Annotated in this window: 7 protein-coding genes; 6 read left to right on the top strand and 1 reads right to left on the bottom strand. The window is 39.4% G+C overall.

Annotation, left to right across the window (positions count from 1 at the left end; all coding sequences use genetic code 11):
- Positions 1 to 167: 167 nt before the first annotated feature.
- The 6 genes from addB to KVT27_RS00655 all read left to right on the top strand — a co-directional run bounded on the left by addB (position 168) and on the right by KVT27_RS00655 (position 11,893).
- On the top strand, positions 168 to 3,677 hold the full coding sequence (gene addB / locus KVT27_RS00630; protein ID WP_217580483.1) for a helicase-exonuclease AddAB subunit AddB: 3,510 nt from the start codon (positions 168 to 170) through the stop codon (positions 3,675 to 3,677).
- A gap of 1 nt (position 3,678) precedes the next feature.
- Positions 3,679 to 7,395: a helicase-exonuclease AddAB subunit AddA gene (gene addA, locus KVT27_RS00635; RefSeq protein WP_217580485.1), complete on the top strand. Its 3,717-nt coding sequence runs from the start codon at positions 3,679 to 3,681 to the stop codon at positions 7,393 to 7,395.
- Between the two features lie 83 nt (positions 7,396 to 7,478).
- Complete coding sequence (locus tag KVT27_RS00640; RefSeq protein WP_261613125.1) at positions 7,479 to 8,645, top strand: DUF418 domain-containing protein; 1,167 nt, start codon at positions 7,479 to 7,481, stop codon at positions 8,643 to 8,645.
- 124 nt (positions 8,646 to 8,769) lie between these two features.
- Positions 8,770 to 9,672, top strand: a complete 903-nt coding sequence (locus KVT27_RS00645) for a fumarylacetoacetate hydrolase family protein (protein ID WP_025116790.1) — start codon at positions 8,770 to 8,772, stop codon at positions 9,670 to 9,672.
- A gap of 186 nt (positions 9,673 to 9,858) precedes the next feature.
- On the top strand, positions 9,859 to 10,227 hold the full coding sequence (locus KVT27_RS00650; protein WP_012292941.1) for a YisL family protein: 369 nt from the start codon (positions 9,859 to 9,861) through the stop codon (positions 10,225 to 10,227).
- Positions 10,228 to 10,375: 148 nt separating this feature from the next.
- Complete coding sequence (locus KVT27_RS00655) at positions 10,376 to 11,893, top strand: alpha-amylase family glycosyl hydrolase (protein ID WP_309140214.1); 1,518 nt, start codon at positions 10,376 to 10,378, stop codon at positions 11,891 to 11,893.
- Positions 11,894 to 11,995: 102 nt separating this feature from the next.
- Here the strand turns inward: KVT27_RS00655 and KVT27_RS00660 are convergent, their stop codons facing one another.
- Positions 11,996 to 12,853, bottom strand: a complete 858-nt coding sequence (locus tag KVT27_RS00660) for a DegV family protein (RefSeq protein ID WP_036123407.1) — start codon at positions 12,851 to 12,853, stop codon at positions 11,996 to 11,998.
- Positions 12,854 to 12,952: the final 99 nt, after the last annotated feature.

The following is a 12,952-nucleotide window of genomic DNA, read 5'->3' on the forward strand; positions in this document are numbered from 1 at the left end:
ATTTAAGATAGATGATCATTGATGTTTATAGCGTAATCACTCTGACAATGGAATCAGGTTATAGTGATAGAAACGATAAAAAATAATCTATATATATATATTAGTGAATGGATGCTAACGCTCAATCAAAATAGTTAGACAGTAATTTATAGAGGAGGGGAAACGATATGACATTGCGAATTGTTTCGGGACGCTCGGGAACAGGGAAATCCGTATTTATTCATCAAGAAATTGTTGAACAGCTAAAGACTGATCCACTCGGTCAACCTATTTTTGTCATTGTTCCTGACCAGATGTCTTATTCTACGGAATATGAGCTAACGAATAAGCATGGTTTGCAGGGCTTGATTCGTGCGCAAGTGATGACGTTTAAGCGTTTAGCATGGCTCGTTTTACAGGAGACAGGTGGTATTGCTCGTAAAGAAGTGAATGGCTATGGTTATCGAATGCTGATTCGTAAGCTTTTGGAGGAACAAAAAAGTGAGTTCTCCTTATTTAGACAAGCTGCCGGAAAACGTGGTTTTACGGAGGAAATTGAAACACTTTTAAAGGAATTTAGTCGATATAGTGTCAATAGCTCTGTTTTAGCTGAGGTAACAGAATCCTTAAAGGCGATTGACGCGCCAAATACATTACAAGCCAAAACGAATGATTTACATGTCGTTTTGCAGGCATTAGAAGAACGACTTGGTACGACATATGTCGATAGTGAGGGCTATTATCCGATATTAACGGAGCAATTGAAGTATGCTGAAACAATGAAGCAAGCAACCATTTATATTGATGGATTCACAGCCTTCACAGTGCGAGAGTTAGAGCTGGTACGAGAATTGCTTAAGGTAACTAAACAGGTAACCGTCGTTCTTCCGTTTGATCATATAGACGAAGCTTTTGATGAACAGGCTCTTTTTCATGAAGCAGCGTTAACGAATCAGCGACTACATGATATTGCAAATGAAGAGGGCATAGACGTCGAGGCACCTTTACATTTTTATTATACTCAAAGATTCCAATCTGAAGATTTAAAACATGTGGAAGCAAATTTTGCTAATATGGTGCCGCAAACGAAAAAAACTTCTGGAGATGTAATGGTGTTTGAAGCATCGAATCGTCGAGCGGAGGTTCACGCGATTGCCCGGGAAATAACAAAGTTAACAAGAGAAGATGGCTATCGTTATCAAGACATTGTCCTTTTATATCGACAAGCAGAACTTTATGACCCATTGATTACAAGTATTTTTCAACAATATGAAATTCCTATTTTTACAAATACTAAAAAAACAATGCTCCATCATCCTCTGATTGAGCTTAGTCGCTCGGCATTAGAAATCATGACGTCTAATTGGAAGTATGAACCTGTATTTCGAAGTGTAAAAACAGATTTGTTTTTCCCCTTACAAGCAGAGCTAACTATTTGGCGTGAGCGAGCTGATCGATTGGAAAACTATTGCTTAGCACAAGGAATCTATGGCGAACGTTGGTTTGAAGAGGCTCGTTGGTTTTATAAAAAGTATCGTGGGCTTGAGTTCCATTCCCGTGTACAAACAGATGAAGAGCGTGCGATGCAAGCAGAAATTGAGGCAATACGTGACGAAATTCGTCAGCCTTTAAAGGAGTTTCAAGACAAACTGAGTATGGCTCCGACGGGTAAGGCTGTTGCCACTGCTTTATTTGAGCTAGTAGAGTCATTACAAGGATATGAGAAGCTTCAAGCTATGAAGGATCGTGAGCTTGAGCGGGGGGATGCACTAGCAGCGAGTGAACATGAGCAAGCGTGGAATGAATGGATCAATGTATTGGATCAATTTGTCTATATGTTTGGCGAGCAGGAGATGTCAGTGGAGGAAGCGGCTAAAATTCTTGATGAAGGCTTTGATACACTAGAATTTTCTCGCATTCCACCAACATTAGATGAGGTTATGGTAGCGACGGTTGATTTAGCTCGTTTATCCAATATTAAAGCGGCCTTCGTTTTAGGAATGAATGATGGTGTATATCCAACTCGAATGGAATATGAAGGTTTATTGTCAGATACAGAGCGTGAATGGTTTGGTCAAATTGGTTATGAGCTTGCACCAACCTCCTCTAACCGTTTATTACAGGAGAATTTCTTATTTTATCGTGCTGCCACAACACCGTCAGATAAGCTTTATTTGACGTATCCTACAGCAGATGAAGAAGGAAAGGCACTGTTATCGTCTCTTTATATAAAAAAATTCATCGGAAATGATCAAACAGCTGGTCTGTTAAGTGGGATTCAAGCGGAGCGGGTTGTAATGGATCCAATAGAATTATTAGATGGAAATGCTTTACCGTATTTACGCCATCCACGAACAGCATTAGCCCATTTGATGGTGCAACTACGTCAGGCAGAGCATAGCCGTGAACTGGCACCTGAATGGCTGGCGCTACAAAAGTTTTATCAGCAGGACCCTTACTGGGCACTTATCTTTGATCGAGTACATTATCCGATTACTCATAAAAATGAAGCACAGCCATTGGAAACCTATATAACTCAAGAGCTATACGGGAAAAAACTCACATCTAGTGTATCTCGAATAGAGAAATATTTTAGATGTCCATTTTCTCATTTCACAACGTATGGTCTACGTTTAGAGGAACGTGCGGAGTACCGATTAGAAACCTTTGCAATGGGTGATCTATTCCATGAGGCATTAAAGTGGATAACAGAGGAAACTCACCGACTGCAGCTATCTTGGATTCGTTTAACAAAACAGCAAATTAAACAGTTGGCACGTCAAGCAGTAGAGCAAATTGTTCCTGTCTTCTCCCATCAAATTTTATTATCTAGTGCGCGTTATCGCTATATTCAGCGGAAGCTTATTCGAATTGTGGAGCGCACGATGATGGCATTGACACAGCATGCGAATGTGTCTCACTTTAAGCCAATTGCGATAGAGGCATCATTTGGCCCAGGACAACATGAACAGCTTCCACCTCTTGAGATTGATTTGACTAGTGGTAAAAAAATGTTTATGCGAGGTCGTATTGATCGTATCGATAGTGCCACAATAGATGACCGTTCTTATTTACGGATTGTTGATTATAAATCATCAGCTCGAGATTTAGATTTAAATGAGGTTTATTATGGATTGTCTTTACAGGTACTTACTTATTTAGATGTGGCAATGGAAAATAGCTCCTATTGGCTTCCAGGGGAAACGGAACCAGCTGGGGTACTGTATGTCCATGTCCATAATCCTATGTTAAAACTAGATAAGGATATGACGGATAGTGAAATAGAAGAAGACCGGTTAAAGCAATATAAAATGAAGGGTCTGCTGTCTGAGAATGCTGAGTCCATTTTATCGATGGACGAGCAGTTAGAGGAAAGTAGTGGACACTCAAAAATTATCCCTGTTTATATGAAAAAAGATGGAACACCTTCTGAATCGCAATCACGCATTGTGCCTGTAAATGATATGAAAAGACTCCAGCATTTCGTACGTCGTAAGCATCAGGAGGCAGGGAATGGGATTTTGTCTGGTGATACTGCCATCAGCCCGTATAAATTAAAATCCAAAACGGCCTGTGACTATTGTCAATTTGCCGCGGTTTGCCAATTTGATCCATCCGATGGTAAACAAAACTATCGTCAGTTGATGCAAGCGAAACCAAATGAAATTGTTGATAAAATTCGGAAGGAGATAGAGTAGCATGGTCCAAACAATTCCTATAAAGCCAGCGAATGTCTCTTGGACAGACGATCAGTGGAAGGCCATTTACGCTAGTGGGCAAGATACACTTGTGTCGGCTGCGGCGGGATCTGGGAAAACAGCGGTACTGATTAATCGTATGATTGAAAAAGTTATTGCTACTGACAATCCCATTAATGTGGATGAGCTACTGGTGGTGACCTTTACGAATGCTTCAGCAGCTGAAATGCGCCATAGAATGTCAGAAGCTCTAGAAAAGGCTATAGTAGAAAATCCAACTTCCAATCATTTAAGAAGACAACTGAGTCTTATTAATAAGGCGCAAATATCAACATTGCATTCTTTTTGTTTAGCGATTGTTAAACAATATGCTTATATGCTCGACATCGATCCTGGATTTCGTATTGCTAATGAAGCAGAGGTAGCTTTATTAAGAGATGATATAGTGGCGGATGTTCTAGAAGGAGCCTATGATTCTGAAGAAGAGACACAGGTACAAGCTATTTATCGACTTGTGGATAGCTTTACGTCGGATCGAGATGATCAAGCGATTGAAACGCTGATTAGTAAGCTTTACGATACTTCTCGTGTACACGCAGAGCCTCAAAGATGGCTAAGGAGTTTACCAAAAGCTTATGAATTAGCAGAGGAAGTGACGATTGATGATTTAGAGCTATCTCACTATGTTAAATTGACTGTTCGACATAGTTTGGAGGAAGCCTTCGTCCTTATTTCAGAAATGCGAGCAATCACCCTCCAACCCGATGGACCTGCCCCCTATGCTGAAACGGCAGAAATTGATTTTGCTATGATTCAGGAAGGGATTCGAATAAGTCAGGAAGGTACATGGCAGGAACTCTTTGATTATTTTGGGACCGTTAAATGGTCTACATTAAAACGAGTATCCAAGGATGCTTTAGTAGACGTGGAGCTACAGGAGCTTGCAAAGAAAAAGCGAGAAGCAGCGAAAAAAATTATGAATAAAATGAAAGAAACCTATTTTATTCGCACCCCCGCACGATTGCTAGAAGAAATACGCTTAATGGCGCCAATCATTGGCACATTAGTGGAATTGACGACGATTTTTAGTGAGCAATTCCGACTTGCCAAATTAGAGCGGGGTATTATTGATTTTTCAGATTTAGAGCATTATGCACTGCAAATTTTAACAGTCGAGATAGATGGAGAGCTACAGCCATCTCCCGTAGCACTTGATTTGAAAAAACGCTTTAAAGAAGTACTTGTGGATGAATACCAGGATACAAATATGCTACAGGAAACGATCTTACAACTTGTCAAGTCAGGGGAAGAACAGGATGGTAATCTGTTTATGGTGGGAGACGTCAAACAAAGTATTTATCGTTTCCGCTTAGCTGAACCTAAGCTCTTTATGAGGAAGTATAGTGAGTTCTTGGAAACGCCAGATGTAACGGGCATGCGTATTGATTTAAATGCTAACTTTCGTAGTCGTAAAGAGGTATTGAACGCGACGAACTATATTTTTGCACAAATTATGGGTGAGCGTGTTGGCGAAATTCTTTATGATGACAATGCGTCATTAAAGCCCGCAGCGCCCTATGATGAAAAAGAAGTACCTGTTGAGCTTGTCGTAATGCACCCTCCACAGGATGAGGAAGCAGTGGACGAGCAAGAGGATAAGACGGAAGAAGCGGCTGAGCTAGAGGAATTAAAAAAGTCACAATATGAAGCACGTTTTATTATTGATCGTATTCGACAAATGATGGAAGATGGAACAACTGTTTATGATACGAAATCACTGACAGAAAGGCCGTTGAAATATAGTGATATTGTTATTTTAATGCGTTCTATGACATGGTCGACAGATTTAGTGGAGGAATTTAAGCTAGCAGGTATTCCACTCTATGCAGAGTCGTCCAAAGGCTATTTTGATGCACTGGAAGTCATGATTATGTTAAATGTCCTAAAGGTAGTAGATAACCCTTATCAGGACATCCCGTTAGCTTCCGTACTGCGTGCACCGTTTGTTGGTTTAACAGAAAATGAATTAGCTAAAATCCGCTTAGCTGATTCAAAGGTACCTTTCTATGATGCGCTACGACAATTTATCCGAAGTGAAGGACATGAGATACAGACAACTACGTTTGAAAAACTTCAACGCTTTATGCTAGCTTTTGAAAATTGGCGGGATTTAGCACGTCGTGGGTCACTATCAGATTTAATCTGGAAAATTTATTTAGATACACATTATTATGAAATGGTTGGCGCCATGCCCAACGGTAAGCAGCGTCAGGCCAATTTACGGATTTTACATGATCGTGCATTAATGTATGAGCAAACAGCCTTTCGAGGTCTTTTCCGCTTTTTACGCTTTATTGATCGGATGCGTACACGCGGGGATGATTTAGGTACGGCTAAATCAATTGGTGAAAAGGACGATGTAGTACGCCTTGTGACCATTCACTCCTCCAAAGGATTAGAATATCCTGTAGTCTTTGTGGCAGGGATGGGACGTCCGTTTAATAAAATGGATTTTCATAATCCTTATTTATTCGACCAAGATTTTGGACTAGCTGTAAAGGCCATTGACCCGGAAAATCGCATTACTTATACTTCATTACCATTTTTGGCGCTGAAAGAGAAGAAAGAGCTGGAAATGCGTGCAGAGGAAATGCGTGTCTTATATGTTGCCATGACACGCGCTAAGGAGCGTCTGATTTTAGTGGGTTCCGTGAAAAATTGGGACAAAACGCGAGACAACTGGCAGGATGCGCAAAATATACCAAGTGATGCTCCGCTTCAAGAATATTTGCGGGCTAGAGCAAATAGCTATCTAGACTGGGTTGGCCCAGCCGTGGCAAGGCATGGTGACTTTGCCTCTCAAGCTACCACTTCATATAAGGAATTGGACAGTCCATCCCATTGGTGGATACAGCCGGTTGATACGAGACATTATTCGTATGATATACAGGCATTTGATGATGACATACAACAACTCCTTACAACACAAGAGGACGAGGCGCTTTTATTCGAAATAACGACACGCTTTCAAGCGCAGTATACGTATCAAAAGTCAACAAGAAAACGTTCTAAAACATCGGTTAGTGAAATTAAACGTATAGAAAACTTACAGCGTCAGGAGGAGCCAGAATATTATTTTGCGCCTCAAGCTAAGCGGACGTCAGCTTCTATTGCACCACGACCAACATTTTTACAGGATCAACAGCTAACAGGTGCCGAAATAGGAACGGCTGTCCATACAGTGATGCAGCATATTCCACAGTTTGGCTTTGATGATATTGAAGCTGTAAAAGGCTTTGTAGCAGATTTAGTAGCAAAACAGCTACTGACAGAGGCAGAAGGAAAAGTGGTCCCTATAGCGAAAGTTTTTCATTTCTTTCATACCGAAATTGGGCAACGCTTTAAGCAGGCAAGACAGATTCGTAGAGAAATGCCATTTACTATTAGTAGAGTAGATGAAGATGGGGATGCTCAAATCGTCCAAGGGATTATCGACTGTTTGTTTGAGGATGAATATGGCAACTGGGTCTTGCTAGATTATAAGACAGACCGTATTTTGCCTCATTTTGCAAAGGAGCCCGCCCTGACAAAAGAAATAATGGGGCGTTATGCTGTTCAGCTTCGTGTTTATAGTGAGGCTATTGAGTCCATTTTACAAATTAAAGTAAGCGATAAAGTGCTGTATTTATTCGATAATGAACAAACTGTACAGGCATAAGTTTTTGTTATGGAAAAGCGGAGGATGCAATTTTTTGCTTGCTCTGCTTCAACCATAGCTGCTATTTAAGAGGAGGCTATTTTGTGGAGTTCAAACCGACAATGTTGCAGGATCGACTAGCAACATTAGATATTTTACGAGGTATTAGTTTAGTAGGCATTTTGCTCGTAAATATGTATACCTTTTATTTGCCAATGCCGCATATTGATTTAGCATCTTGGTTTACAACACCATCCGATATCGTATGGCAGAAAAATTTAGATATTTATGTACAAAGTAGCTTTTACCCACTGTTTGCGATGCTATTTGGATATGGGCTTGCCATGCAGTGGCAAAAAGCACAAAGTCGGGGGCAAAATTTCTATACGCTAGGATTACGTAGACTTTCTGTATTATTTGCCTTTGGTTTCATACATGCCGTGCTAATATGGTGGGGCGATATTTTAATGATGTACGCATTTTGTGGGGTATTTTTAGTGCTTTTACTACGTTTAAGCCCTATTTGGTTAGTGGTTAGTGCACTTATAATTAACGGTTTGATGCAAGTTTTTATGTTATTTGTCATTGGGATTATGCAATTTAATACGAAGGTGGATGACTATTTAGATATTGTATCTGTAGAGAAGGCGATTACAGCTTACGGTACTGGAAACTGGCTAGATGCTTTTATGCAGCGCTTAACAGACTTATCGACACAAGCAGGTATAGGAATGTGGTTTGCGGCATTGTTTACTATTTTACCATATATGTTAATAGGCGCAGCTGCATCAAAATGGCGACTAGTAGAGCGAGCGAAAGAATTAAAATGGCTATGGCTAGCACTTGCGATTACTGGGTTGATTATAGGCATAATGATCAAAAGTTTACCCATTATGTTTACACGGACGTATTTATTTGATTATTTAAAGGTATACATAGGTGGCCCTATCCTTTCAGTGGGTTATGTCGCGGTCATAGTGCTACTTTGCCTGTTGCCAATTGTAGCTAAGCTACTTAGTCCTTTTGGTAAAATTGGACGGATGTCGTTAACGATGTATATTATGCAATCCATTATCGGCACGTGTTTATTCTATCAATTTGGCTTTGGCTGGTATGGGAAGGTAAGTGTAGAAACAGGTGTATTCATTGCCATTGGAATAATTGTTGTGCAAATGATCATCGCCGAAATTTGGTTAACAAAATGGAAGCAAGGTCCTTTAGAGGCTCTATGGCGTAAATTAACGTATAAGGAAAAAGTAGAAATGCGATAATATATTCCGCTTCACATGCATAATTTATGAAGATATAACAACTTATAAAATTATTGTCGCAAAAGTGAGGCAATTTCTATCATATTGTTGTATCATGTAGAAAAAAGAAGGAGCTCTTTCAATCATGAAAATTTTATCATTCAAATTAGGTGGACATGTAAGCTTTGGACCAAAAGTAAAAAAAGAAGAAGCGGTATGGGATGTACTCGCTATTCAAAATGAACTTCAAGTTCTCCCTTCTTTTTCAAGTTCTATTGTAGATGGTATTGCTCTAGGCTTTGATTTTGTTGAACAGATTCGTAAATTAGTAGAAGCAGCTGAAAAATCAGATCGTGCTAATAGTTTTAAACGTGAATTTACAGAAATCGAGTGGCTTTCACCCATTCCACGTACACCCAAAAATATTATGTGTATAGGTAAAAATTATAATGAACATGCCAAAGAAATGGGTGCAGAAGCAGCACCAACGGAATTAATGGTATTTACAAAATCGCCAACGGCTATTGCGGCAGATGGACAAACACTTTCCATTCACGCGGACCTTTCATCGAAAATGGATTATGAAGGGGAGCTTGCGATTGTCATTGGAAAACGTGGTAAAAACATTCCGAAAAACTTAGCATATGATTATGTTTTTGGTTATACAATTGCCAATGATATAACAGCTCGTGATTTACAAGAGAAGCATAAACAATTCTTCTTAGGTAAAAGCTTGGAGGGCACTTGTCCGCTTGGGCCATATCTTGTGACAAAGGATGAAATTCCAAATCCTCAGGACTTAACAGTAGTCACAAAGGTAAACGATGAAGTGCGCCAAAATGGCTCGACGAAGGACATGATGTTCTCAGTTGAAACTTTAGTATCTATTCTATCTCAGCATGTAACACTTGAGCCTGGTGATGTTATTTTAACAGGTACACCAGCTGGAGTTGGAAAAGGCATGAACCCGCCACAATTCTTAAAGGCTGGAGATACAGTAAAAGTATCTATTCAAGGCATCGGTACTTTAGTCAACCATTTTGAATAATAATTGGGAATCCGCGTGAGTCTTTACTCCGCGGATTTTTTTATTACTTACCATGTAGGTTGCTTTTCAGGGAGTTTCTAAGTCACAAATGGTGTAAATTATGTGAACACTATTGTAATGTTTGAAACCCTTTCCATCGCATGGTAGGATAGAGTTTGATAGAAAAATGAATGAGGTGGGACAAACATGGGTTTTTTAACTAGCCAAACGCATTTGCATATTACTACTTGGGTAGTAGCTATTGTTATCTTTTTAATCGCTGCGCTAATGGGCAAGCAATCAAAAGGCTTACATATGACATTGCGTCTATTTTATGTACTAATTATCATTACAGGTGGGGCATTATTCATTGAAGGCATGAATTACAACATGGGCATGCTTTACGGCTTTAAATTCATAGGCGGTATTCTTGTAATTGGTATGATGGAAATGGTTTTAGTACGCCAAAAGAAAAATAAACCAACTGGCATGTTTTGGATTTTATTTGCAGTATTCTTATTGATTACATTGTTCCTAGGCTTCAAGCTACCAATGGGTCAAAATTTCTTAGCATAATATTTGGTGAAAGTCGTGAAGTATTTGCTTCGCGGCTTTTATTTTATTAAAAACAGCGATCATACTGAAATGGAAGGGAACGGACACCTTTTTGCCGTAATTCCTTCCGCATTTTCGTAAAATCTTTTGAAAAGATAGCGACGTGACAGTGATATTTGGTAAAATGACGATGGATTGGTTTGAAAGAGAGGGAATAACAGTGAAATTCAAGAAGTGGATAAGTGCGACAGCTGCATCACTTTTACTAGCTACTACATTCGTAAGTGCTACACCCGTAGCGCATGCGGATGAAAAAGCGACAACATCGATTGCAGAAGAGAGCATCTATGATTTACTCGTTGACCGTTTCTTTAATGGCTCGGGCGCAAACGATTTTGATACAAATACGCAAGACCCTTCGAAATTTGCAGGAGGGGATTTTACAGGTTTACAAGATAAATTAAAATTTATCGGTGAAATGGGCTATACGATTGTTTCCATTGGACCTATTTATTCCACAGAGAAATATGATGGATCCATGCTAACAAGCTATTCTACGATTGAACGCCATTTTGGAACTGTAGAAGAATTCCAAAGTGTTGTAGAGGCTTACAAAGCTAAAAATATGTCTATAATGGTGGATTTTCCACTCAATGATGTAAGTCCTAATCATGAATGGGCAAAGGATGCTGCGAAAGCAGACTGGATTGCTTCTACGAATAATGGAAAAGTTCAATGGGATTTAACGAATACAGATGTGCAAGAAGCACTTATTCAATCAGCAATCGATTTTGTTTCTACATATGATATTGGTGGAATTCGATTAACTCATATTTCAGATGCTGATACGGATTTTATCAATAAAATGATAGCGGCATTAAAAGAGACAAAATCATCTCTTTATGTCATAACAAATGAAGCGAGTGAGGCTGATTTTGATGCAACCTTCTCACCAGCGACAGCAGAAATTTATCGCAATATCTTTAAGAATGTTGATATGGACTCATCTAAATTGACAGAGCCGTTTTCAGGAGAAAAGCCGACGCAAATTATGGTGGATTCTTTAGAAACCCACCGTTTTACATTCGATTCTGCGAATGAAAACATGTTCCCACCTACACGTTTAAAAATGGCTATGGGTGCTTTATTTATGATGCCAGGAACTCCAGTAGTCCAATATGGTACAGAAATTGCGATGAACGGGGAAGCTAAGCCTGATACACATCAACTTTATAACTTTAAAACAGATGAAGAATTAATTGACTATATTAAAAATGTTCAATCCTTACGAAATCAGTCTGCCACTTTACGAAATGGTGATTTTAACATCATTACAAATGAAAATGGTTTACTTGTCTTTACACGTACTTCGGATGAAGAACAATGGGTAATTATGGTCAATAATACGAGCAAAACTCAGCGCGTGGACTTAACACCTGAACAACTTGGTGAAGGGAAAATGCTAAACGGGATTTTACATGAGGAAAAAGTTCGTATAAACGAAAAGCAAGTGTATCCAGTCATTTTAGACAGAGAAATGGTAGAGATTTATCAGGTTCGCAATGATGAGGGGCTAAATGTGCCGTATATGGTTGCCCTTGGTTTAGTTTGGGTCATCTTTATTGGCTTTGTTGTAATCATCATTAAACGAGGAAAAGTTCGTCGTCAAGAACAAGACGCTTCTTAATATCTACGCAAAAAATAGCATGCTAGGAGTCATCCTAGCACGCTTTTTTTGTTTTTTATTTAGGGATGCTCCAATAGCTGGGCAATTCCAAGCTATCATAGTTTAGCCTTCATAGCTCTTATTCGTGAAGAAAATCGCGATAGTGCCTGGCCCCACATGTGAACCGATGGCTGAGCCAATCATCGTAATTTGAACAGCCTGTGGAGAAAAACGCTCCTGAATGGATGCTTTTGCTTCATTGGCAAAGGCCATATCATCACTATGACTAATACCAACAATTTTATTCGTGAAGTTACCTCCACGCTCCTGCATTAAATCCAGCATACGATTAAGTGCTTTTTTACGACCACGTGATTTTTCTATCGGTACAAGTTTGCCATCTTCTACATTTAAAATAGGTTTAATGCTTAGAAGGCCACCTAAAAAGGCACTCGCTTTTGAGACACGGCCACCTTTAGCAAGGTAGTCCAAATCTTCAACTGTAAATAAATGCTCTATTTGAGGAGCGAAAGCGCTAATTCTAGACGCTACATCTTCAAATGAGGTACCTAAATTTCTAAGCCGAACAGCCTCTTCCACAACAAGACCATGTCCTAGTGATGCACATTTGGAGTCGATAATGACTAACTTCAATGAAGGATATTGTTCTAGTACTTGATTACGAATCATTTGAGCAGTACTATATGTGCCGGATAATTCTGATGAAAAGGCGATATAGATACCTTCTTCTTCATTTTTAGCTAATTCTTCAAAGTGCTTCAAAAAAAGCTCTGGCGATACTTGAGATGTTTTGGGTTGGGCACCTTGACGAATTCCATCATAAACCTCTTTGGAATCAATGGAAATGACATCTTCATATTCTTTGTTGTTCAATTGCACTCGTAAAGGGAGTAGCACGACATCATTTTCTTCATAGTAAGACTTTGGTAGATCACATCCACTATCCGTAAAAATCTTCATTCTCTTGTCCCCCTAATTTCAACTTACTTTTTAAAGCCTTTTTAGCTTTATTCAGTCGGTACTCACTTAAATCAACCGGAAGGGGTACCACTGAATAAA

The organism is Lysinibacillus sp. GbtcB16 (genome assembly GCF_019091145.1).
GTDB classification, from domain to species: domain Bacteria; phylum Bacillota; class Bacilli; order Bacillales_A; family Planococcaceae; genus Lysinibacillus; species Lysinibacillus fusiformis.

Bases quoted from the DNA above. Each gene is read 5' to 3' on its own strand.
- addB (WP_217580483.1), top strand. From the start codon at position 168: ATGACATTGCGAATTGTTTCGGGACGCTCGGGAACAGGGAAATCCGTA.
- addA (WP_217580485.1), top strand. From the start codon at position 3,679: ATGGTCCAAACAATTCCTATAAAGCCAGCGAATGTCTCTTGGACAGAC.
- KVT27_RS00645 (WP_025116790.1), top strand. From the start codon at position 8,770: ATGAAAATTTTATCATTCAAATTAGGTGGACATGTAAGCTTTGGACCA.
- KVT27_RS00650 (WP_012292941.1), top strand. From the start codon at position 9,859: ATGGGTTTTTTAACTAGCCAAACGCATTTGCATATTACTACTTGGGTA.
- KVT27_RS00660 (WP_036123407.1), bottom strand. From the start codon at position 12,853: ATGAAGATTTTTACGGATAGTGGATGTGATCTACCAAAGTCTTACTAT.